Here is a 22461-nt window from a genome sequence, read left to right as displayed (position 1 = left end):
TCGTTAGCGCCCGCTCACCGATTCTGGGGACAGTTCCGACATCACCCCTGGGCGTTCCAAGGGGGAACGTCCGTGAAGTTCACCGGATTAGCTTATTAAGGTGCCGCCTGAGCGGCCAAGGAGAGGGAGATTCATGCGACAACGTTGGTTTGGCCGTCATGCGGTGGGACGCTCCTTGCTGGCCGTCGCGCTCGGCGCGGGGCTGGTGGGGTGCGGGGGTTCGGTGCCGGGAGCGCCCGGAGCCGGAGCGGGCAAGGCGCCGGGCGCGCCGCTGGGCGGCCTCTATCCCTACGAACCCGGAGTGGACTACAGCTGGACCGATACGCCCGCCGCCGGAGACCCCTACCCCCAGGGCCGCGGCTTTCCCTGGCGCGGGCTGGCGCTGGGCACGCTCGCGGAACCCGCCGACAGCTTTCTGACCGATCAGAACTGGGTCTCGGCGGTCAACGGCTACGGCCCGGTCGAGATCGACCGCAGCAACAACACCAAGGCCGAGAGAGACGGGCTGACGCTGACCATCGGGGGCAAGACCTACGCGCGCGGCCTGGGGGTCCACGCCAACGCCGACGTGCGCTACAACCTGGCGGGGGCCTGCTCGGCCTTCAGCGCCGAGATCGGTGTGGACGACGAGGTCGGCAACCTGGGCAGCGTGGTGTTCGAGGTCTGGAACGGGGCCAGCACCCTGCTCTACCGCAGTCCGGTGCTGCGCGGCAGCGACGTGGCCGTGCCGATCACCGTGAACGTCTCGGGCGTGCAGGAACTGCGTCTGGTCGTCCGCGACGGGGGCGACGGCATCAACTTCGACCACGCCGACTGGGCTTCGGCGCAGGTGCGCTGCACGGCCGCCGCGCCGTCGGGCGACAAGTTCCTGAGTGACCTCGCGCCGGTCTCGCCGGTCAACGGCTACGGTCCCTACGAGCGCGACCGCAGCAACGGCGAGAAGAACCTGGGCGACGGCCGCCCACTCACCATCGAGGGCGTGAGCTACCCGCGCGGGCTGGGGGTGCACGCCCTGTCGCAGCTCACCTACCCGCTCGACGGCAACTGCTCGGCCTTTACGGCCAGCGTGGGCGTGGACGACGAGGTCGGGGCGCGCGGCAGCGTGGTCTTTCAGGTGCTGGTGGACGGCAAGGCCGCCTACGACAGCGGCATTCTGCGCGGCACCGACGCGGCGCGGGCCGTCAACGTGGACGTGTCGGGCGCGCGCGAGCTGCGGCTGATCGTGGGCGACGCGGGCGACGGGGTCGCCTACGACCACGGCAACTGGGCCAACGCCAAGCTGAGCTGCTCGGTCATCGTGCCGCAGGTGACGGCCGTGGCCGTGAACCCCGCCAGCGCGGTGATCACGGTGGGAGCTACCCGGCAGTTCGTGGCCGACGTACAGGGCAAGGGCGCCTACAACTCCGGCGTGACCTGGACCAGCAGCAATCCGGCGGTCGCGACCGTGGACGCCAGCGGCCTGGTCACGGCGGTGGCGCCAGGCACGGTGAGCGTCCGCGCCACCTCGACCTTCGACCCCAGCCAGTCGGGCAGCGCGGCCGTGAGCGTCAACGCGGTCTCGACCCTGCCGCCGCAGGGCCTGCGGGTCGATTTTCAGCCGGCCGGGGCGCCCACCGAGCCGGGATACGTGGCCGACACCGGGGCCGCCTACAGCGACGCCCGGGGTTGGGGCTGGATTCGCGAGGACAGCGTGGGCGGCTCCGGCGTGCCGCTGGACATCTCGCCCAACGCCCGCGACCGCGCGCTTGCGGGGATCGACCCCCGGCTGAACACCTTCCTCCATATGCAGTTCCCGGCCAGCGTCGCCAACGCCACCGCCGTCCGCACGCCCGCCGCCTGGGAATACGCCCTGCCCAGCGGGGTCTACAACGTGACCGTGGCGGTCGGTGACGCCAGCAACACCTTCGACAGCAGCCACCAGATCAACATCGAGGGCAAGCTGGCGGTCTCGGCCTTCACGCCGACCTCGCCGCGCAAGTTCAGCACCGTCACGCTGCCCGTCAACGTGACCGACGGCCGCCTGACCATCGACGCGCGCGGCGGCAGCAACACCAAAATCGATTACGTCACGATCCAGCGCGGCGACCGGCCCTCGGCGCGCAACACCAGTCCGCAAGACCACCAGACCATCGTGCCGACGACCAACTCGATCACGGTGGACGTGAACCTGCCCGCCAGCGCCATCGACCTCGCCACCCTGCGCTCGCCGGGGCTGCGGCTGGTCAACGTGGCGACCGGACTGGAGGTGGCGGGCACGGCCAACACCTCGGGCGGCGGCGACGTGATCGTGTTCAAGCCCACGGCGCCCCTTCAGGCCAACTCGCAGTACGTCTTCGAGATCAACGAGGGGGTTCAGGACACCAGCGGCACGCCCTTCTTGCCCTACCGGCTGAAGTTCGTGACCGGCATGAGCACGGCGGGCGGCAGCACGGTCGCCTTCGAGCAGGTGGCGCTGGGGAACGTGCCGGCGCGGCCCTACACCTCGGTCGAGATCGGTCCCGACGGGCGGCTGTACGCGGCCACGCTGCTGGGCGAGATCCTGCGCTTCGGCATCCTGCCCGACGGCACGCTGGAAGCCCCGCAGGTCATCACCTCGGTGCAGGCGGCCAACGGCGGCCCGCGCACCATCATCGGCATGAAGTTCGACCCCTCGTCCACTGCCGACGCCCCAGTCCTGTGGATCAGCAACAACCACTTCTGGAACGGCCAGAGCAACTCGCCCGACTGGAGCGGCAAGATCTCGCGCCTGACCGGTGCAAATCTGGAAAACGTGCAGGACGTGGTGATCGACCTGCCGCGCTCGATTCGCGACCACGCGACGAACTCGATCACCTTCAATCCCGCCGACCCCGGCGCGCTGTATGTCCTGCAAGGCAGCAACACCGCGATGGGCGCGCCCGACACCGCCTGGGGCAACCGCCCCGAGCGCCTGCTCACGGGGGCGCTGCTGCGGGTGGACCTGAACAAGATCACCTCGCCCCCCCTGAGCGTCAAGACCTCGGAAGGCGGCCTGTACAACCCCTACGCGCCCGGCGCCCCGGTGACGATCTACGCCAGCGGCCTGCGCAACGCCTACGACATGGTCTGGCACACCAACGGCCAGCTGTACGTGCCCACCAACGGCTCGGCGGCGGGCGGCAACACCCCGGACACGCCCGCCACGCTGCCCGAGTCGTGCCAGAACCGCATCGACGGTCCCTACACCGGCCCCGCCGTGCCCGGCCTGAGCGGGGTGGGCGTGCAAAACGACTTCCTGTTCCGGGTCATGCGCGGCAAGTACTACGGGCACCCCAACCCGCTGCGCTGCGAGTGGGTCATGAACGGCGGCAACCCCACGGCGGGCCGGGACCGGGGCGAGGTCGCGGCCTACCCGGTGGGCACCCTGCCCGACCGCAACTGGGGCGGCTTCTCCTACGACTTCGGCGAACACGCCTCGCCCAACGGCGTGATCGAGGAGTACACCACCGCCCAGACCTCGGCGCTGAAAAACAAGCTGCTGGTCGTGCGCTACAGCGCCGGGCGCGACATCATCGTCCTGACGCCCGGCACGGCGAGCCAGAACTTCGACATCGTGGGGGCCGAGACCTTCGTGACCGGCCTGACCGACTTCAACCCCAGCCCCCTGGACCTCACCGAAAACCGCAGCACCGGCCACCTGTACGTCGCGCAGCTCGACGAGCGCACGGGGTCGGGCAAGATCACGCTGGTGCGCCTGCGCTGAGGCTGGCTCCCCCCTGACTCCACCCTCTGGCCCCCGGCATTCGCCCTCCGGGGGCCAGCCCTTCTCGGTACGCCGGGCGCCGCCTCACCTGGGCTTCAACACGCCCACCTTGCGCGGCCCACACTTCAGGGGACTGGCTCAACCGACCGGCCCAACCGACTGGCCCAGCCCCTTTCTCCCCAGACTTTCCACGGCTCAGCCCCCAGGAGACGGAACATGCCCACCCCCGTGACACTCCGAACGGCCCCCTGCCGCAGCGCCCCGGTCCGCGCACTCGGCCTGGGGCTGCTGGCCCTGCCCCTTCAGGTGGGGTGCTCGCCCGCGCTGGCGGTTCTGGCCCAGGCCGCGCCCCAGGCAGCCCCTCCATCCGCGGCGCATTCAGCCCCTTCCACGCCCTCCGCCCCGGCTCAGACTCCTGCCGCCTCCCTCACGGCCAGCACCCTCAACGTGACGGCCCTGGCCTACCGCCCGGACGGGACCCAGCTCGCCACCGGGGGGGCGGAGGGCACGGTGGGGCTGTGGCCGGTGCAGGGGGGGCGGGTGGCGGCCAGCCAGGCCACGCGGTCGCTGACCCAGCCTGCCGCCGTGACCGCGCTCGCCTACAGTCCCGGCGGTGACCTGCTGGCGGCGGCGGGGGCCGACGGCCGGGTGCGGCTGTGGACCACCTCGGACGGACGGCTGCGGCGCACCCTCGATCTGGCGTCGTACTACGCGACCTCGCTGGCCTTCAGTCCCGACGGGCGGCTGCTCGCCACCGGCGGCGGGGACAACACCCGGCTGTCGGGACCAGCCAACAGCGTGAAGCTGTGGGCGCTGGACACGGGCGCGCTGCGGGCCACCCTCCAGGGCCACACCGACGTGGTGACCGCCCTGGCCTTTAGCCCGGACGGCACGTGGCTCGCCAGCGCCAGCCGCGACAAGACCGCCCGGCTGTGGCAGGTCGCCCAGGCGCGCGAGCTGCGGACCTTGCGCGGCCACGGCGATTACCTCAGCGCCGTGGCTTTCAGCCCGGACGGCACCCGCCTGGTCACGGCAAGCTGGGACACCACCCTGCGGCTCTGGGCGGTGCCGGGCGGTCAGGAGCTGCGGACGCTGCGCGGCCACGCGGGGCCGGTCACGGCGCTGGCTGTCGCGCCCGGGGGAGCCAGCCTGGTCTCGGGCGGCGAGGACCGCCGGGTGGTGCTGTGGTCCCTCGCGGCGCCGGGGGCAGGCGGGTGCGCTTTTCAGGCCCAGGCGGACAGCATCAGCGCCCTGGCCTACGCCCCGGCGGGAGACGTGTTCGCCTCGGGCGGGGGCCGTGACCGCACGGTGCGTTTCTGGCCTGCCCGGGCCGCCGCGCTGCCGTGCGAGCCGCCCTCCGGCGGAGGCTGAGAAGAGGGGGTCAGCCTCCGCGGCCGAGCAGCTCGCTGGTCCCCGCAGGCACCGGCAGGGCGTCCCAGTGGGTTTCGACCCGGTTGCGCCCGGCGGCCTTGGCGCGGTACAGCGCCGCGTCGGCGCGGGCCAGGCAGCGGCGCAGGTCGTCGCCGGGCCGGCAGGCCGTCACACCGAAGCTGGCCGTGACCCGGCCCACCTCCGCAAAGGGGCAGGCTTCCAGCAGGCGGCGCAGCCTCTCGGCGACCTGCCCGGCCTGGGACGCGGTCACGCCCGGCAGCACGACCAGGAACTCCTCGCCGCCCCAGCGCCCCAGGCCGTCGCTGCCGCGCAGGATGCTGCGGCACAGCTCGGCGGTGCCGCTCAGAACCTCGTCTCCGGCGTTGTGCCCGAAGGTGTCGTTGAGGCTCTTGAAGTGGTCGAGGTCAAAGAGGATCAGCGCGCCGCTCTCGCCCTGCTGCACGTCTTCCAGCAGCCTCCCGACGGCGGCGTACAGGGCGCGGCGGTTGAGCAGCCCGGTTAAGGGATCGGTGTTCGCCAGCTTTTCCAGCATCAGGCGCTGGCCGTGCTCGAACATGAAGCGTTCGCGGTACCACGCCAGGCTGTAGACCAGCAGCAGCACGGCGCCGCAGGTCAGCTGGACCCGTGCCAGGGCCGGCTGGTCTCCCAGGCCCTCGCCGCGCAGCGCCAGGGCGCCCCACGGCAGCGCCACGCCCAGCAGGTAGAAGCCCGCCGAGAACCACAGCGCTCCCCGGGTGCTGTAAATCAGGTAGCTCAGGATCGAGACGGCGACCAGCATCCAGTAGGCCGGGCTGGTCAGGTCCACCCCGGGGGTCTGCGGGGTCACCAGTCCCAGCCCCAGCTGCGCCAGGATGGCAACCGCGTTGACCAGAAAGACCACCCGCTCGGCCAGCAGCAAAGAGCGTCCCTGAAGCAGCCAGGCGGCGGCCCACACGCACATCACCAGCATCGCCGGATAGCCGAAGCGCACGAACGGCTCGGCGGTCCCCTGCCGCCACTGCAAGACCCACACCGAGATCAGGACGGCGCTTCCCAGCGCGGTCGCGGCCAGATACAGCCGCCGCCGCAGCGCCTCGGCGCCCGGAAGGGCCGGGGGCGCCCGGAGAGCAGGCGGGGGCAGGCGGCGGTCGGGGCGCGGCATCGGTGCCCCGAGCGTAACAGGCGCGCCCCCCCTGCGGGGCCGATCTGGGGAGGCCCCCCCCGGCAACGGGGTCTCTTTCTGATGTGAAATCAATGAAGTTGTCTTGACAGGTTTTACATGGCTGAATGAACTTTTGCTCCAGGGACGTTCAGCCTGCGGTTGGGGACCGGACGCTAAGCTGTATGAGTTCCCGGTGCTGCCCTTTTCGCGGCGGCTGGAGGACCAGGCCACCCCCTCCTTGCGGGCAAGCCTGTCCAACCCACAAGACCCGTCCTGCCGGTGGCAAGGCTTTTTCGCGCCCGGTCCCGCAGGTCGCTGGCGACTATTTCATCCCTGGGGAGGGACCACCTGTGAAAACATCGGAAACCCGTTTGCGCCTGAACCGGGGGGATAGCCCCGCCGCCCTGCTGGTGGTGTCCCACCTGCGCTGGGATTTTGTCTTTCAGCGCCCGCAGCACTTGATGACACGCGCCGCCCGCACCCGGCGCGTGTACTACGTCGAGGAACCGCAGTTCGTCGCTGCCCCTGACAGCTTGAACGTGCGCGAGGACGCCAGCGGCGTGATCGTGGTCACCCCCCAGATTGAGGAGGGTCACGACGCCACCGAGTCGCAGGCCCGCACCGCCCGGCTGCTGGAGGGCCTGGTGGCGTCCGAGGGTCTGGCCGAATACGACCTGTGGGTCTACACCCCGATGGAGTTGCCCATCACGGCGGGGCTGTGCCCGCGCGTCACGGTCTACGACTGCATGGACGAACTTGCCAAGTTCAAGGGCGCGCCCCCCGAGCTGCGCCGCCGCGAGGACCTGCTCTTCCGGCAGGCCGACCTGGTCTTTACCGGCGGCCACCGCCTGTACGAGGCCAAGCGCGAGCGGCACGCGGGCGCCCATCCCTTTCCCTCCAGCGTGGACACGGCGCACTTTGCGCAGGCCCGCGCGGGCCTGCCCGACGCGCCCGACCAGGCGGGGTTGCCCCGGCCCCGACTGGGCTTTTACGGGGTGATCGACGAGCGCTTCGACACCCGGCTGATCGGGGAACTGGCCCGCCGCCGCCCCGAGTGGCAGTTCGTGCTGCTCGGCCCGGTGGTCAAGATCGACCCCGCCGAGTTGCCGCGCGGCGAGAACCTGCACTACCTGGGCATGAAAGGCTACGCCGAGCTGCCCACCTACCTCGCCCACTGGGACGTGGCGCTGCTGCCCTTTGCCCTCAACGAGGCGACCGAGTTCATCAGCCCCACCAAGACGCCCGAGTACCTCGCGGCGGGGGTGCCGGTGGTCTCGACCGGCATCCGCGACGTGATCCGGCCCTACGGCGAGAAGGACCTGGTGCGCATCGCGGACGGGGTGGACGCCTTTGAGGCTGCCTGCGCCGCCGCCCTGGCCGAGCGCGAGACCCCCGCCGGGCAGGAGCGCCGCGAGCGGGCCGACAGGTACCTCTCCACCCTCTCCTGGGACCGCACCTGGGCCGAGATGAGCGCCCTGATCGAGCGCGCGGCCGCCGAGCGCAACGTCGTGGCCCTGGCGGGAGTGGCCGATGACTGAGCCTGTGTCTCCCGGCGCCCCGGTGCCCCACTCTATGATGGACCCGATGACCGATTCCCCTGTTTCTGCTGGTTTCGACTACCTGATCGTCGGCGCGGGGTTCGCGGGCAGCGTGCTCGCCGAGCGCCTCGCCAACGACGGCAAGCGCGTCCTGATCGTGGACCGCCGCCCCCACATCGGCGGCAACGCCTACGACCGTTACGACGACGCGGGCATCCTGATCCACCCCTACGGGCCGCACATCTTCCACACCAACTCCAAGGACGTCTTCGACTACCTCTCGCGCTTCACCGCGTGGCGGCCCTACGAGCACCGGGTGCTGGCGAGTGTGGACGGGCAACTGCTGCCCATCCCCATCAACCTCGACACCGTGAATCGGCTGTACGGCCTGAACCTGACGGCCTTTCAGCTGGAGGATTTTTTCGCCTCGGTGGCCGAGCCGGTCGAGAAGGTCCGCACCTCGGAGGACGTGGTGGTCGGCAAGGTGGGCCGCGACCTTTACAACAAGTTCTTCCGGGGCTACACCCGCAAGCAGTGGGCGCTCGACCCCAGCGAACTTGACGCCTCGGTCACGGCGCGGGTGCCCACCCGGACCAACCGCGACGACCGCTACTTCGCCGATACCTACCAGGCGATGCCGCTGCACGGCTACACCCGGATGTTCGAGAACATGCTCGCGCACCCGAACATCAAGGTGATGCTGAACACCGACTACCGCGAGATCGCGGAATTCATCCCCTACGGCCACATGATCTACACCGGCCCGGTGGACGCCTTTTTCGACCACCAGTACGGCAAGCTGCCCTACCGCAGCCTGGAATTCGTCCACGAGACGCACGCGCGTGAGCAGTTTCAGCCCACCGGCACGGTGAACTACCCCAACGACTACGCCTACACCCGCATCAGCGAGTTCAAGTTCATCACCGGGCAAGTCCACCCGCACACCAGCGTGGTGTACGAGTACCCCCGCGCCGAGGGCGACCCCTACTACCCGGTGCCGCGCCCCGAGAACCAGGAGCTGTACAGGAAGTACGCCGCCCTGGCCGACGCGCGCAGCGACGTGACCTTCGTGGGGCGGCTGGCAACCTACCGCTACTACAACATGGACCAGGTCGTGGCCCAGGCGCTGGCGACCCACCGCCGCCTGACGGGCGCGGCCCAGCCGGAAGCCGAGACCGCCGGAGCGGTCTGAAGCTTTCTTAACTTCCACGCTCGCTGCGCCCTTTCCGCACTCCGGGAAGGGCGCGCGGCTTGTAGGCGGGGGCTGCCCGGCGCATCCTGTGGGGCAATGTACAAATCCGAGTTCCGCAAACCGGACGGCCGCGCGCTCACGCTCTACGGGGTGAAGCCTGTCGAGCTGGCGGGCGAGGTGCCCAGCCCGTCACCCGAGCCGGTGGAGGCCCGGCCCGTGCTGCGCTGGCACCCGGTGCGCGGCGAGTGGGTGATGTACGCCGCGCACCGCCTGAACCGCACCTTCATGCCGCCGCCCGAGTACAACCCGCTGGCACCTACCCGCGATCCCCACAACCCCACCGAGCTGCCCGCCGGACGCTACGACATGGCGGTCTTCGACAACCGCTTTCCCAGCCTGGTGCTGGACGCGCCCGCGCCGGAGCCGGTGCCGGGCGTGCAGGGGCGCGGCGGCGTGGGCAAGTGCGAGGTCGTGGTGTTCAGCCAGGACCCGCAGGGCACGCTGGGCGGCCTGCCGCCGGAACAGGTGCGGCTGCTGCTGGACGTGTGGGCCGACCGTACCGGGGTGCTGGGTGCCGACCCCCGGATTCACTCGGTGCTGCCCTTCGAGAACCGGGGGGTGGAGGTCGGGGTGACCCTGCACCACCCGCACGGTCAGATCTACGCCTACGACCACATCCCTCCCGTGCAGGCGCGGGCGCTGGAGACCATGCGCGCCTACCGGCAGGAGCACGGGCGGCCCTGGCTGGAGGACTTCGTGCGGGGGGAGCGCGCCGCCAAGCTCAGGATTGTCCGCGACCACGGCGCGGCCCTGAGCGTGGTGCCGCCCTTTGCCCGCTACACCTACGAGACCTGGGTGCTGCCGACCCGGCCCGCCGCCTTCCTGCACGAGCTGTCTGAGGCGGAGCGGGACGCGCTGGCCGCCGCCCTCAAGGACGCCCTGCTGCGGCTGGACGCGCTGTTCGGCGTGCGGATGCCCTACCTGCTCACCGTGCAGCAGGCCCCGGTGGACGGGGCGGCCTACCCCGAGTGGCCGCTGAGGGTCGAGATCTTTCCGTACCTGCGCGCGCCGGGCCGCATGAAGTACCTCGCCGGGACCGAGCAGGGCGCGGGCGAGTTCGCCAACGACAAGCTGCCCGAGGCGGCGGCGCAGGAACTGAGAAGCCTGAACCCTCAGGAGGTTTCCCCATGAGCATCCCCACACCCAACCCGGCCGACGCGAGCACCTTCGAAACCGTTTTCGGCCGCCCGCCCGAGGCCAGCGCCCAGGCGCCCGGCCGGGTGAACCTGCTGGGCGAGCACACCGACTACCAGGGGGGCTTCGTGCTGCCCTGCGCGATCCCGCAGCAGGCGACGGTGGCGCTGGCCCGCAGCGGGCGGGAGAGCCACCGCCTGCACTCGGTCAACTTCGGGGAGACGCTGGAGGTGCCTGTGGGCGAGGTGGGCACGGGCTTCGCGCCGTACCTCACGGGCAGCATCGCGGTGGCGGGCGTGACGGACGCGCTCGACGTGTGGATCAGCTCCGAGGTGCCCTCGGGCGGTCTGAGCAGCAGCGCCGCGCTGGAAGTCGCCATCCTGCGGGCGCTGCGGACGCTCTACGGGCTGGTGCTGAGCGACGTGGACCTCGCGCTGCTGGGGCAGCGGGTCGAGCACGAGTTCGTGGGGGTGCGCAGCGGCGTCATGGACCAGATGGCGAGCAGCCTGGCCGACACCGCGCACATGCTGTTCGTGGACACCCGCACGCTGGAGCGCCGCCGCCTGCCCCTCCCGGCGGGCGCGGAGGTGCTGGTGCTGGATTCGGGCGTGCCCCGCCGCCTGGCCGAAAGCGGCTACAACGAGCGCCGCGCCCAGGTCGAGGAGGCCAGCCGCCGCCTCGGCGTGCCCGAGCTGCGCGACGTGAGCGACCCGGAGGCGGTCGGGGCCTTGTCCGACCCGCTGCTGCGCCGCCGCGCGCGCCACGTGGTGACCGAGAACGCGCGGGTGCTGGAAGCCGTCCGGGAGGGCGTCACGGCAGCGCGCTTCGGGGAGCTGATGAACGCCTCGCACGCCAGCCTGCGGGAGGACTACGAGGTCACCGTGCCGCGGGTGGACGAGCTGGTGGCGCTGCTTCAGGGCCACCCCCGCACGTACGGAGCGCGCATGACCGGCGCGGGCTTCGGCGGAGCCGTCGTCGCGTTGGTGGCGGCCGGGGCAGCCCGGGAGGTCGCGGCGGCGGTGCTGGAGGCGTACGGCCCCGAGGGCCAGCTCGTGGTGCCTGCACCGATTTGAGGGCGTGTTCCAGGGGATGGACGGAGGGCGGCGGGGGGCGTGACCGGGGCACGGCAGCCTGACGGCGCCGGTCTCACCCTCCGCCCCGGGCACCCCGCCGGAAGCGGCCCGAGCCTCTGTCGTGTGGGCCTGTGGGCCGGGAGGGAAAGGGGCCTGGCGTTCCGGTCCTCAGGCCTTCAGGGGGAGTCCGGGGCCTCCGGGGCGGGCGCCTTCCCCTCCGCCTGCATCTCGGCCAGCAGGTTCAGGAACACCCCCACGACCTGGGGGTCGAACTGGCGCCCCGCCTGGGCGGCGATCTCGGCCAGGGCGGCCTCGGCGCTCCAGGCGGGCTTGTAGGGGCGCGGGCTGGTCAGGGCGTCGTACACGTCCACGACGCTGAAGACCCGCGCGGCGAGCGGGATCGCCTCGCCCGCCAGCCGGTCGGGGTAACCGGCGGCGTCCCAGCGCTCGTGGTGGTGGCGGACCACCTCGCGCGCCAGCGGGTGCAGGGTGGGAATCGAGCGGGTGAGGTCGTCCCCCACGGCGGCGTGGCCCTGCATGACCGCCCACTCCGGCGCGTCGAGTTTGCCCGGCTTGAGCAGGATGCCGTCGGGGACCGCCAGCTTGCCGATGTCGTGCAGGTAGGCGCCCTGACGCAGGCCCTCGAGGTCGCTGCTGCTCATGCCCACGGCCTGCCCCAGCCGCGAGCACAGCGCGACCACCCGCTCGGTGTGCCCGGCCGTCTCGAAGTCGCGCAGTTCGAGCGCCAGCCCCAGCGCTCTGAGCGCGCCCTCGCGGGTCGCCTCGACCTCTTCCAGGTGGGTGCGGCGCTCCAGCGCCTGCCCGATCAGCTCGGCGGCGCGGGTGGTCAGGGCCACCGCCGCCGGGGGCAGGGCCGTCAGCGGGCTGAACCACACCAGGCTGACCAGCCCGGTGACGCGGCCGTCTTGCAGCACCGGGGCCAGCACGGCCGCCTGGACGCCCGCCGCCACCAGCTCGGGCCGGGCATACGGCTGGGCGGGGTAGGCGTGGGTCGCGACCACGCCGCGCGCCTGGCCCAGCCCGGCGAGAAACTCGCCGGGCCGCTGCATGTGCCGCTGCACGGCCTGCTCGAATCCGGCGGGCGCGGTCCCGACCGGCAGGTGCAGGCCGCGCCCCGGCACGCTGAAGGCCGCGAAATCCGCGCCCAGAAACTGGCGGCAGGTGTTCAGGCAGCGCCCGGCGACTGCCAGCGGCTGCTCCAGCGCGCTCACCAGCGCCGACAGCTCGGCCAGCATCCGGAACTCCTCGGCACGTTCGGTCTCGGCGCGGGCCGCCAGCGCCCGCTCGATGGCCGTGACTCCCGCCGACGCGATGGCGCCCAGCAGCTGCGCGTCAAGGTCGCTGAAACTGCCGGTGTGGTCGCGCGAGACGACCAGCGCCCCCAGCGCCCGGCCCTTGCCGTCGCGCAGCGGCGCCGCCATCACCGCGCCGATCGGCTCGTCGTTGGGGCGGTAGACCCGGGGGTCTTGCTGCGCGTCCGCGGCCCGGACCACCTCGCCGCTCTCCAGGGCGGCCCAGGCCAGGCCGCTGCCGCGCGGCAGCCGGTCCGGCTGAAACCGGGCGTACACGCCCCCCGGCGCCACCGCGCGCAGCGCGTCTTCTGCGGCCTCGTAGCGCAGCAACACCACGTGTTCGGTGCCCAGCAGCAGGGCCGTCTGCCGCGCCAGGACCAGTTCGGCCTCGGCGGGCGTGCGGACAGTGCGCAGCGCCGCGTTCACGGCGACCAGCCCTTCGAGTTCGCGGCGCCGGGCGGCTTCCCGGGTCTGGCGTGCCCGCGCCGCGAGCAGGGCCGCGACCTGGGTGGCAAAGGCCTCGGCCACGGCCGCCGCCTCGGGGCCGAACGCGGCCTCGTCGGTGAGGCTGTCGAGGTTGAGCTGCGCCACGACCTGGCCGTCGCCCTGCACCACCGGCACGCACAGGCTGGCGCGCAGGCGGGTGATCTGCCCATGCTGCTGGTAGGTCTGGGCCAGGGGCGTGTCGCCGAAGCTGCCGGTCAGCTCGTTGCGCCGCTCGATCTCGGCGCCCGCGATCACGCGCGCCCGGCCCGCGTGCCAGCCTCCGGGGTCGCCGTACCACACCTGCGACGCGGCGGCCGGTTCCGTCAGGCCCAGCAGGGTGTCGGAAAAGCCCATCTGCGCGCGCAGCACGAACTGATCGCCCTCGCGCAGGTAGAGGCTGCCGCCCTCGGCGCCCGGCACCGAGGCCACCGCGGCTCCGACCAAGGCGGCCCAGGCGGCGTCACCGGTGTCGTCGTCGCGGGCCAGCAGGGCCAGGGTAAAGCGCAGCGCCTGCAAGGCCACCTCGCTGGCCCGCTGGGCCGCGCGGTCGTCGAGCGCCACCCTGCCCAGGCGGCCCAGCCGCTGACTGGCCCGCCGCGCCGCTTTCTCGCGCAGCATGCGCCCGTCGGCCAGCCGCAGCAGGTCGCCGGGGCGCTGGGCCTCGGCCGGACAGCTCGCCACGCCCGCCGCCACGCTCAGGCCCGGAAAGCCCCGCGCCTGGGTGAGCCGCTCGGCTTGCGCGGCCCGGCCCAGCAGTTCCTGGGTCAGCGGGCGGGCGGCGTCGCCGTGGGCAAGCACCACGAACTCGTCGCCGCCGAAGCGGTAGACCCCGTCCCCGGGCCGGAACGACTCGCTCAGTGCCCGGGCGAACTCGCGCAGCAGGGCGTCGCCCCGGAGGTGGCCCCCCGCGTCGTTCCAGGTCTTGAAGTCGTTCACGTCCAGCAGCAGCAGGTGGGCCGAGTCGCCCGGCGGCAACTGCGCGAGCAGGGCTTCGAGGTCGGCGTCAAAGGCCCGGCGGTCGCCCAGCCCGGTCAGGGGGTCGCCGTGGGCCAGCTCCCCCGGGGCCGGGCGCTCCGGTGACGGGCGTTCGCTGCGGCCTGCCCCGCCCTGCGCCGAGGCCGCGTTCGCCTGCGCCCGCCGGAGCACCCGGGCGGGCTGCTGGCGGCCGGGTGGGCGCGCCGCTGCCCCTGCCGCGAGGCTGTGGGCGGCCAGCCCGGCGAGATCGGTGAGCACGCCGCGCTGCGCGTCGGTCAGGTCCGCGCGCGGGCGGCGGCCCAGCACCGCCAGGCTGCCCATGACCTGCCCGCCGGGCGTGTGCAGCGGCGCTGCGGCATAGAAGTGCAGCTCGGGGGCGCCCGGCGCGGGCGGGCGCTGCCCGAACTCGCTGCGCCGGGTATCGGGCAGCGCCAGCACCTGACCGGGCGCCAGCGCGGCGGTGCGCCGCCCGACCTCCCGGTCCCAGTCGGTCACCCCGCCGAACAGGCTCCACCCGGTCCCGCCCGGCTCCTCCGGGTCGGGGCACGCGCCGTGGCAGACGGTCCAGTCGCGCGCCTCCCCGGTCGCGGGGTCGCTGAACAGGCTCAGGCAGGCCAGAGGAACCTCGAACAGCCGCGCCGCGAGCGCCAGAATGCGGTCCAGCGCCGCCCGGTCGGCGGCAGGTTCCCGCGCCCCGCCGGGCGTCAGGCGGGGCGCTTTCCCCTCCTGTGCCGCCCTGGAGCCGCAGGGAACCCCGGCCGCCTTCACGGCCCTCACGGGCGCCGCGTGCCGGGCGGGACGGTCAGGGCCGCGCCGACACGGGCGGTGGGGGGAGGGGGTGGGGGGCCGGGGGGCATCACTGCCGCCCAAGCTAAGAGCAGGGGTGTCACAGCCCCCTTACGCCTCCCGCCTGGCTCCCGGCCGGGCGAGGGGCGCGCTACAGCTGGGTGCGGACCTGCCACAGTTCGGGAAACAGCACCGCGTCCAGCGCCCGGCGCAGGTAGCCTGCCCCGCTGGTGCCGCCGCTGCCCGCCCGGAACCCGATGGTGCGCTCCACGGTGGTGAGGTGGTTGAAGCGCCACGCCCGGAAATGGTCCTCCACGTCCAGCAGCTTCTCGGCCAGCTCGTACAGGTCCCAGTGCCGCTGCGGGTCGCGGTAGACCGTCAGCCAGGCGGCCAGGACCGCCGGGTGCTCGGCGGGCGGCGCGGCGAGGTCGCGTTCCAGCACCTCGGGCGGCAGGGGCAGCCCGCGCGCGGCCAGCAGCCGCAGCGTCAGGTCATACACGCTGGGGGCGTGCAGGGCGGCCTGGAGAGGCCCGTGCAGGTCCGGGCGGTGCTCGAAGGGCCGCAGCAGGGTGGGGTTGCGGTTGCCCAGCAGCACCTCGACCATGCGGTAGCCCGCCGACTGGAACCCCGACGCCTCCCCGAACGCGTGCCGGAACTGGAGGTACTCCGCCGGGGTCATGGTCTTGAGCACCTCCCAGGCCGCCGTGAGCTGCTCCTGGGCGCGCACCACCCGCGTCAGGCCCTTGAGCGGCGCGTCGGTGACGCCCCCGGCCAGCTGGTCCATCGCCGCTCTCAGCTCGCGCACGATCAGGTCCAGCCACAGCTCGGAGACGTGATGCACCGTGATAAAGAGGTGCTCGTCGTGCGCCGCCGTCAGCGGTTGGTGGGCCGCGAGCAGCGTGCCCAGCCGCAGGTAGTCGCCGTAGCTGGAGCGCCGGGCGAAATCCAGCCGGGCGCGCTCGGGGGCGTCGGGGCCGGGTGGAGGGTCAGGTGCCGTGCTGCGCGGATCGTTGCCTGCGGCCATACCGGGAGCTTACGCCTGCGGGGGTCCGGGCTGCCGGGCCAGGGTAGCCTGCGCGTATGTCCTCTCCCATTCTCGATCTGGCGGGCCTGACGCTGGAGGTCAACCACCTGCCGCGCGGCGTGCGCTTCTACACCCAGGTGCTGGGCCTGGAAGTGCAGCATCTCGACGAGGCGGCGGGCGTGGCCCGGTTCGGGGTGAACGCCGCGCAGACGCTGACCCTCTGGAAGCCGGTCACCCGCCAGCCCAACGACCCCCGGCTGGCCCCGCTGCGCGCGCGCGGCGCCTCGCACCTGCACTACGCCTGGCAGATTCACCCTTCGGACCTGGAGCGCTGCAAGGCGCTGCTGGACGCGCACGGCCTGCCCTGGCAGGAGATCGACCTGGGCACTCCCGAGCGCCCCGATCCCACCGTGTACTTCTTCGACCCCTTCGGGCACGGGCTGGAGCTGCGCGGGGTGGATCTGGACGACGAGCGCCAGCCGACCTATCCGCCGGAGGAAACCGGGCGGCCCGAACAGGCCCTGCCGGTGCTGGGGCTGCGTGAGGTGGCGCTCGCCTTCGGGGACTACCCGGCGATGAAGGAGCGCCTGCCCCGCGCCTACGGCTTTGCCCTCGCCAAGGAGCAGCCTGACCGCGACTTTGCCCAGTTCACGCTGGGTCCTGCCCCCGAGCTGGACGGCAACGGCACGCCCCGGCGCTGGCTGTACGCCTGGGACCCCCAGGTGGGCCTGGCCGACATGTTGGGCGGCGACCACGCCCACGTGCAATTCTACGCCCAGGTCGAGCAGGTGCGCGCCCGCGTGGAGGCCGAGGGCCTGCCCCACCTGCTGGAGGAAGGCCGCCTGGCGGTGCGCGACCCCGAGGGCCACGTCTTCGAGTTCCTGCCGCCGCGCTGAGGGCGCAGGCCCTGGGGTACAGGCTCTGGGGTGGGGCGGCCAGGCCTGGACGGGGCGCGTTTGGACACGGCGCCGGGGGCGAGAGAGCTTCCCCGGCGCCGCCGCCCCTCCTCCTCTGCGTCCGCGCGGATGGGGGAAGCTAGCGCTCGCGCAGGTCGCCGCACAGGCCGCGCAGGCTGCCGCCTTCCCACTCCAGCGCGCCGACGGTCAGGGCCGCGTCGAGCGCCCGCACGCTGAGTTCGGGAGCGCCCGCGCCGCCGCCCTCCGCCCGGCCCGCGCGGCGCGGTGAGCACAGCCGGAACCACTGGCCCAGCGGCAGCACGCCGCCGAAGATGTGCTCGGCGCCGTCCTCGTGGTGGTCGGCCTCGTGGTGGTCGGGCAGCGGCCTGCTGGCGTAGACCGTGCGGGGTCCCGGCCCGCAGCGCACCCCCAGCGCAAAGGGCGGGGGAAAGGCCTCGCCGTCCCGGCGGGCCTGCTCGGGCACGTCCAGCCGGGCGACCAGGGTCCAGGCCCCGCCACCGCCCGCGCCCGGCAGCGTCAGCGTGAGCAGCGGTGGTGGCCCGGGATGCCCCCGGCGCAGCACATGCAGGAAGCCGCATTCCAGCGTCACCCGGTAGCCGCCCGGCGTGAACGCCTCGCGCCGGGGGTGCGCGGTAGTGGGCGGCTCGTCGGCGGGCGCAGCCGTGCCCAGGCAGCGGGGGGCGGGCAGGGCGGGCAGCGCGGCGCGGGCCGCCGCCGCGAGGTCGGGCCGCTGGGCGCGGGTGGCGTACAGCAGGCTCCGGGCGGGGTCGGTCTGGACCAGCAGGCCCGCCAGCGCCGCGCGCAGCGCGTGACGTTCGGCGGCCGGGAGGGTTCCGGCCAGGGCGCTGCGGGTGATCTCGCTGGCAAAGGTCAGGCCCGTCTCGGCGTCGTCGCTGCGGCTGTCCAGCTCGGGCAGACTCAGCTGTTCGCGGGCGCTGGCCGCCGCCAGCAGCCCCGCCTGAGTGCCCACCCGCAGCACCTCCGGGGCCGCCTCGCCCAGCAGCGCGGCGGCCAGCGCGGGGTCGAAGCGGCCATACACCTGGGCCAGCCGCGCCAGCCCCCCCCGCGCTGCGGAAGGCAGGCGCGCCAGGTCCGCGAGCAGCAGGTCGCGTACGGCCGCCGGAAGCCGCGCGCCCAGCGCCTCCCCTGGCGTTTCCCCCTGTGCCCGCGCGTTCTGCGCCAGCGCGTTCACGTACAGCGGCAGGCCCTCGGAGAGTTGCACCAGGCGCGTGGCGTGGGCGCGGCGGGCACTGCTGCTCGCGGCCGGGCGGCCTGCGGCGGCCTGCGCCGTCTCCGGGGGGGCCGCCGTGGGGGAAGGCGCCGCTTCCCGGGCCGCCAGCCCCCGCATGACCTGCGCCACCCCCAGCGGCGGGAGCGTCACGCAGTGCAGCCGCCGGGCGCTGACCTGCCCCAGCGCCAGCCGCAGCTCGGCCAGCCCCCGGGCCGAGGTGGTCGTCAGCACCAGCGCGAGCGGCAGCGGCAGGTCGAGCCAGAACAGCAGCAGGTGACGCAGCCAGGCGGGCACCTCGTCCACGTTGTGCAGGGCGATCAGCAGCGGTACTCCGGCCTGGGTCATCAGCGCGGCGACCTGAATCAGGGCCGCGTCGGGATCGGCCGCGAGCAGGAAGGTCGGCGGCGGGCGCTGCTCGGGGGGCAGGGCGCGCGTGAGCTGCTGGGCCAGCGCCGAGAGCAGCAGCGCCTGCGAGGAACACTGGACCTGCACCGCGTACCAGGGGGTCCCCTGCACCAGCCGCCCCAGCAGGCTTCGGCGGGTGCCGCCGTGGCCCTGAAGCAGCGCGAGCTGGGGCGTGCGCGCGGCGCGCTCCATCACCTCCCGCAGCGCCCGCTCCTGCTCGGGCCACTCGAAGCTCAGCTCGCTGCTGGGGGGCGCGGGCGGGTGGGCCCTCAGTTCCAGCCCCAGCCGCTCGGCGCGGGCGCGAATCAATTCCGCCGCGCCGGGCTGGCCCAGGCGCCCGAAGCGGGCGTGGGCGCTGCTCAGCCGCTCCTCCACCTGATCGTGGATCACGCTGCGGCGCTGGTCCACCCAGCCCCGGAACGCCGCCGACCCCAGGTCCTCCAGGCCGCTGAGCGCCGGACCCCGCAGCGGCGCCAGCCAGGCCAGCAGATCGCGCTCCTGCTGCGGCTCCGGCTCCCGGCGCCAGCGGTCCAGGTCGGTCTCGCAGCGCAGGCTGAGCATAGGCTGGCGGTCCGGAAAAAGCCGCAGCCCCGCTTCCTTGAGCCGCGTGAGTTCCACCCGCAGGTTCCGCAGGGTATCCGGCGTGTCCCACAGCAGCCCGGCCAGGTGCTCGCGGTGGTGCGCCCGGCCCTCCAGCGCCAGGTAACTCAGCAGCGCCGTCGCCTTGCTGGACAGGTTCAGGGCCTCTTCCCCGTGGCCCTGGGCGCGGCTCAGGTGAACGTGTCCCAGCAGGTGCAGTGTGAGGATGGGTGATCTCCTCCCGTCGGGAATAGGGTCCAGAGTCTGCGGCGGTGAGAAAGCCCGTCTCTCCCTTGGGTCCTCGCGCCACGCCTTGAGATGAGAAGCCTAGCAAGAGTCTGGGACAGGTGAGGCCGATTTCGCCCTGGAGCTGCATCTTCTCATGCGGCGGCGCGGTCGAGCAGCGTCCTCGTTGCTCCTTTCCCCCTTTCCGGGGAGGCGAGTGCGGTGGGTAGGGTGGTGACCACAGTTTAACGCTCTGAGCGTGGGATGTGTGCTCTGTAACGATCATTCCTCGTCGCCTCGCCGGTCTCATCTGGGCATGACAGACGCGAAAAAAGGGTCTGGAACGGGAAAAGTCGGCTGGGTCCCCCCGCCCCATACCCCCAGTGGTGGCGTGCCCAAGCGGCCAGCCTGCCTCAGAGACGACTTTCCCCCCAGAGATTTCGGTCAGGCTTCACGGTCCTTAATTTGAAGAAGTGCGGGCAGCTCGGTAGATACGGACGCCCATCGCGCCAGCTGAGAGCGGCGTGTGCAGAGCTTTAACGTGATCAGCCCCGAATTAGCCTGGGATTAACGTGACCTTTATTACTCTCACGCCAGCAACGGGGCATCTCGCTCCGCTGCCTGGCCCAAAGCCCCGCATTCAGGCAGGAAGGAGAGGGACATGAAACACTTCTGGATTATCGGTGCGCTGCTGCTGGCTTCTCAGGCGGGTGCCCAGACGGCGCAGGGGGGCAGCTGCACGGCCCCCGAGTGCACGGCCATGACCACGACGGGCGACCGGGTCAACATCGCCGAAAAGGCCCCGGACTACAAGGGTGCGCTCAGCAGCACGCTGACCGAGGACATCACCGTCTCGATCCCGGCCATCGTGGCGATGCACCTGCACGAGACGAGCTGGAACGTGGACCTCGCCAAGCTCGACGACCGGGGCAACGACTGCGACTGCTACCGCGCGGGCGAGCACGACGTGACCACCGGGCGCGACAACACCTACGACCTGCTGGGCCTGCTGCGGGCGGGCGGCAGCTGGTGGACCGGCGACGGCGTGGACCGCGCCGACAACAAGTACTCCTTTGCCGGAGACCTCAAGTTCGACACGAGCTTCGGCAGCGGCCTCTACAACAAGCTGGTGCCGGTCAAGCGCTACCCCGGCATCGAGTACGACAGCCGCGACATGAGCAAGGTCTCGTGGAAAGGCCCGATCGTCTGCTTCAACCGCAAGGTCGTCGAGAAGTTCACCAACTCGCCCAAGGGCTGGACCTTCAACGTCTCGCTTCAGGGCCAGGGCAACGCGGCCATCACCCCCGGCTTTCCCACCCTGATCGTGGGGGACCGCGTGGCGCAGACCGGCCTCGCCAGCAACACCGCCAACCCCAAGAAGGTCGAGGTGCTGTACAACGCCGCCACCGGCGCCAAAACCACCCTGACCTTCGACAACGCCTTTGCGATGGGGTCGGCCGCCAAGACCACCACGGGCGGCTGGCTGGACGACTACATCGTCGAGGCGCTGGTCTTTGACGGCAACGAGACCGCCGGGGTCAAGAGGGCACAGGTCAAGTTCGAGCTGGTCGGCCAGTTCTGAGTGCCCTGGCCGGGGGGGCGGGGCTGTGCCGAGGCGCGCGCCCCCGGCCCTCCGGCCCCCCTCCCCGCTTCCCCGCAGCGGAGACAGTCGCGTAAATCCCGGGAACGCGTCGCGGGGCGTGCCGCGTTCCCCCTTAGCCTTTCTTGCTGGCCTTTTGCTGCTGTTCCCCCATTTCCGAGCTGGTCCCTTTGCCGCGCCCCGCCACAACACCGGAAACTCCCGTTTCTGTCCGCACGCCCCGGCCCTCCGTTCTCTTCGCTGGCTGCTTCTCCGGAGGACATCCCATGCTGCACGCCCCCCGCTTTCTCCGCTCCCACCTGCTTTCCTCGCTGACCCCGGCCCGGGTGGCCCGGGGCGTGCTGCTGACCCTCGCGCTGGGCATGCCCGGAGTGGCCCACGCCGCCTCGGGCGTCAGCGTGGACGTGTCGCGGGTCGAACTCGCGGCGCAACCCGGCGCCACCATCAACCACGCCGTGACCGTGCAGAACCCGGCCCGCTCGGGCGAGGCGGCGATGGTGGTTCAACCCTACCTGCGCGACTTTGTGCTGCCGCCCAGCGGTCAGGCCCAGTTCCTGTCGCCCGGCAGCAGCAAGAACAGCCTGGCGCGCTGGCTCCAGTTCACGCCCGCGCAGTTCACGCTGGCGCCGGGGCAAAAGCAGCAGGTGCGCTACACCGTGCAGGTGCCGCCCGGCACCCCGCCGGGGCTGTACTGGGGGGTGCTGTTTTTCCGCAGCGACGCGCCCTACGGCGCGGGCCTGAAGGGCGACAACGGCGTGTCCATCAACTACGCCATCGACGTGGGCCAGATCATCTACGTGCAGGTGGGCACGCCCAGCCTGACCGCCCAGCTCAGCGGGGTGGGGGCGAGCTACGCCGCCGGGCAGCTCAGCGTGAGCGCCAGCGTGAAAAACACCGGCAGCAGCCTGGTGCGCGCGGCGGGACGGGCGCAGGTGGTGGACAGCCAGGGCAAGACGGTCGCCACCCTGCCCATCGACGAGAGCGTCGCGCTGCCCGGCTACACCCGGACCTTCAGCGGCAACGCGGGCGCGGCCCTGGCACCGGGGCAGTACCAGGTGCTGATCGCGCTTCAGTACGCCAAGGGCAAGTTCTTCACCGGCCAGACGGGGCTGGTGGTGAAATGAAGAGGCGCGCGGCGGCGCTGCTGCTCTGCGGGGTGCTGGGGGCGACCCCCCCCGGCCTCGCGCAGACGGTCACCCTTCCGGTCGCCCAGACGGCCCCGGTGGCCGGGACCCCCCTGCTGCTGCTCGACGGCCAGCGGCTCACGCTGAAGGTCGCCTTTCGCCCCGGCGACCGGCTCGGCCCCGCCTACCCCCCGGCAGGTCCCTTCTCGCGCGCCCACCCCGCCTATTACCCCATGCAGGCCGAGGAGGGGGGGGGCGGCGGGCCGCTGCGCCTGACGGTGGCGACCAGCCTGCCGCGCGCCGTGCTGGTGCTGCGGGCGCAGCCCGTGCCGCCGGTCGCGGGGGGGTCGGCCCTGCCCGCCGACCGCATCGAGTACAGCGTGAACGGCGCGCCCTGGCAGCCCAGCCGGGGCCTGCAAGTCGTGGCGCTGCTGCCCGCAGGCGGCCAGGCCACCTTCGAGATCGCGCTGCGGCTGCGGCTGGAGGGCGACGAACCGGCGGGCGTGGGCCAGATTCAACTCAGCTGGACCGTGGAGGCGCAGTGA

Annotated in this window: 14 protein-coding genes; 10 read left to right on the top strand and 4 right to left on the bottom strand. The window is 72.5% G+C overall.

The window, feature by feature from the left end; genetic code table 11:
- Nucleotides 1-133: 133 nt before the first annotated feature.
- A complete protein-coding gene (locus HNQ09_RS07525) occupies nucleotides 134-3721 on the top strand; it encodes an NPCBM/NEW2 domain-containing protein (RefSeq protein ID WP_184027449.1) in 3588 nt (1195 codons plus the stop codon).
- A gap of 216 nt (nucleotides 3722-3937) precedes the next feature.
- On the top strand, nucleotides 3938-5092 hold the full coding sequence (locus tag HNQ09_RS07520) for a WD40 repeat domain-containing protein (RefSeq protein WP_184027447.1): 1155 nt from the start codon (nucleotides 3938-3940) through the stop codon (nucleotides 5090-5092).
- 10 nt (nucleotides 5093-5102) lie between these two features.
- On the opposite strand, the gene HNQ09_RS07515 is transcribed toward HNQ09_RS07520, so the two are convergent.
- Nucleotides 5103-6254: a GGDEF domain-containing protein gene (locus HNQ09_RS07515; protein ID WP_184027444.1), complete on the bottom strand. Its 1152-nt coding sequence runs from the start codon at nucleotides 6252-6254 to the stop codon at nucleotides 5103-5105.
- Between the two features lie 461 nt (nucleotides 6255-6715).
- Between HNQ09_RS07515 and HNQ09_RS07510 the strand changes: the two genes are divergently transcribed.
- The 4 genes from HNQ09_RS07510 to galK all read left to right on the top strand — a co-directional run bounded on the left by HNQ09_RS07510 (nucleotide 6716) and on the right by galK (nucleotide 11251).
- The gene (locus HNQ09_RS07510) at nucleotides 6716-7792 is read left to right on the top strand and encodes a glycosyltransferase (RefSeq protein ID WP_184027510.1); all 1077 of its coding nucleotides are present in this window, start codon (nucleotides 6716-6718) and stop codon (nucleotides 7790-7792) included.
- 46 nt (nucleotides 7793-7838) lie between these two features.
- Complete coding sequence (glf, locus tag HNQ09_RS07505) at nucleotides 7839-8984, top strand: UDP-galactopyranose mutase (RefSeq protein ID WP_184027442.1); 1146 nt, start codon at nucleotides 7839-7841, stop codon at nucleotides 8982-8984.
- A gap of 96 nt (nucleotides 8985-9080) precedes the next feature.
- Nucleotides 9081-10175, top strand: coding sequence for a galactose-1-phosphate uridylyltransferase (gene galT, locus HNQ09_RS07500; RefSeq protein WP_184027439.1), 1095 nt, complete (start codon nucleotides 9081-9083; stop codon nucleotides 10173-10175).
- Nucleotides 10172-11251, top strand: coding sequence for a galactokinase (gene galK / locus HNQ09_RS07495; protein ID WP_184027436.1), 1080 nt, complete (start codon nucleotides 10172-10174; stop codon nucleotides 11249-11251). Before galT ends, galK begins: the two co-directional genes overlap by 4 nt.
- A gap of 176 nt (nucleotides 11252-11427) precedes the next feature.
- Here galK and HNQ09_RS07490 read toward each other — a convergent pair whose 3' ends face one another.
- Nucleotides 11428-14802, bottom strand: a complete 3375-nt coding sequence (locus HNQ09_RS07490) for a GAF domain-containing protein (protein ID WP_184027433.1) — start codon at nucleotides 14800-14802, stop codon at nucleotides 11428-11430.
- Between the two features lie 160 nt (nucleotides 14803-14962).
- On the bottom strand, nucleotides 14963-15835 hold the full coding sequence (locus HNQ09_RS07485) for a tryptophan 2,3-dioxygenase (protein WP_184027430.1): 873 nt from the start codon (nucleotides 15833-15835) through the stop codon (nucleotides 14963-14965).
- A gap of 56 nt (nucleotides 15836-15891) precedes the next feature.
- Between HNQ09_RS07485 and HNQ09_RS07480 the strand changes: the two genes are divergently transcribed.
- Nucleotides 15892-16731 carry a VOC family protein gene (locus HNQ09_RS07480; RefSeq protein ID WP_184027428.1) on the top strand — a complete coding sequence of 280 codons (840 nt, stop codon included), beginning with the start codon at nucleotides 15892-15894 and terminating at the stop codon, nucleotides 16729-16731.
- A 139-nt stretch (nucleotides 16732-16870) separates the two neighbouring features.
- Here the strand turns inward: HNQ09_RS07480 and HNQ09_RS07475 are convergent, their stop codons facing one another.
- Nucleotides 16871-19006, bottom strand: a complete 2136-nt coding sequence (locus tag HNQ09_RS07475) for a hypothetical protein (protein WP_184027426.1) — start codon at nucleotides 19004-19006, stop codon at nucleotides 16871-16873.
- 847 nt (nucleotides 19007-19853) lie between these two features.
- On the opposite strand from HNQ09_RS07475, the gene HNQ09_RS07470 reads away from it, so the two are divergent.
- From HNQ09_RS07470 to HNQ09_RS07460, 3 genes are all read left to right on the top strand, one after another.
- Nucleotides 19854-20774 (top strand): hypothetical protein, encoded by a 921-nt coding sequence (locus tag HNQ09_RS07470; RefSeq protein ID WP_184027424.1) that lies wholly within the window; start codon nucleotides 19854-19856, stop codon nucleotides 20772-20774.
- Nucleotides 20775-21058: 284 nt separating this feature from the next.
- Nucleotides 21059-21916, top strand: a complete 858-nt coding sequence (locus HNQ09_RS07465) for a fimbrial biogenesis chaperone (RefSeq protein WP_184027422.1) — start codon at nucleotides 21059-21061, stop codon at nucleotides 21914-21916.
- Complete coding sequence (locus tag HNQ09_RS07460) at nucleotides 21913-22461, top strand: hypothetical protein (protein WP_184027420.1); 549 nt, start codon at nucleotides 21913-21915, stop codon at nucleotides 22459-22461. The genes HNQ09_RS07465 and HNQ09_RS07460 overlap by 4 nt, the downstream gene beginning before the upstream one ends.

The organism is Deinococcus budaensis (assembly GCF_014201885.1).
Classification (GTDB): Bacteria; Deinococcota; Deinococci; order Deinococcales; family Deinococcaceae; genus Deinococcus; species Deinococcus budaensis.
This window is presented reverse-complemented; position numbering and strand designations above follow the sequence as displayed.

Excerpts from the sequence above, each read along its gene's own strand:
- HNQ09_RS07525 (WP_184027449.1), top strand. The coding sequence starts at position 134 with ATGCGACAACGTTGGTTTGGCCGTCATGCGGTGGGACGCTCCTTGCTG.
- HNQ09_RS07520 (WP_184027447.1), top strand. The coding sequence starts at position 3,938 with ATGCCCACCCCCGTGACACTCCGAACGGCCCCCTGCCGCAGCGCCCCG.
- HNQ09_RS07515 (WP_184027444.1), bottom strand. The coding sequence starts at position 6,254 with ATGCCGCGCCCCGACCGCCGCCTGCCCCCGCCTGCTCTCCGGGCGCCC.
- HNQ09_RS07510 (WP_184027510.1), top strand. The coding sequence starts at position 6,716 with ATGACACGCGCCGCCCGCACCCGGCGCGTGTACTACGTCGAGGAACCG.
- glf (WP_184027442.1), top strand. The coding sequence starts at position 7,839 with ATGACCGATTCCCCTGTTTCTGCTGGTTTCGACTACCTGATCGTCGGC.
- galT (WP_184027439.1), top strand. The coding sequence starts at position 9,081 with ATGTACAAATCCGAGTTCCGCAAACCGGACGGCCGCGCGCTCACGCTC.
- galK (WP_184027436.1), top strand. The coding sequence starts at position 10,172 with ATGAGCATCCCCACACCCAACCCGGCCGACGCGAGCACCTTCGAAACC.
- HNQ09_RS07485 (WP_184027430.1), bottom strand. The coding sequence starts at position 15,835 with ATGGCCGCAGGCAACGATCCGCGCAGCACGGCACCTGACCCTCCACCC.
- HNQ09_RS07480 (WP_184027428.1), top strand. The coding sequence starts at position 15,892 with ATGTCCTCTCCCATTCTCGATCTGGCGGGCCTGACGCTGGAGGTCAAC.
- HNQ09_RS07470 (WP_184027424.1), top strand. The coding sequence starts at position 19,854 with ATGAAACACTTCTGGATTATCGGTGCGCTGCTGCTGGCTTCTCAGGCG.
- HNQ09_RS07465 (WP_184027422.1), top strand. The coding sequence starts at position 21,059 with ATGCTGCACGCCCCCCGCTTTCTCCGCTCCCACCTGCTTTCCTCGCTG.
- HNQ09_RS07460 (WP_184027420.1), top strand. The coding sequence starts at position 21,913 with ATGAAGAGGCGCGCGGCGGCGCTGCTGCTCTGCGGGGTGCTGGGGGCG.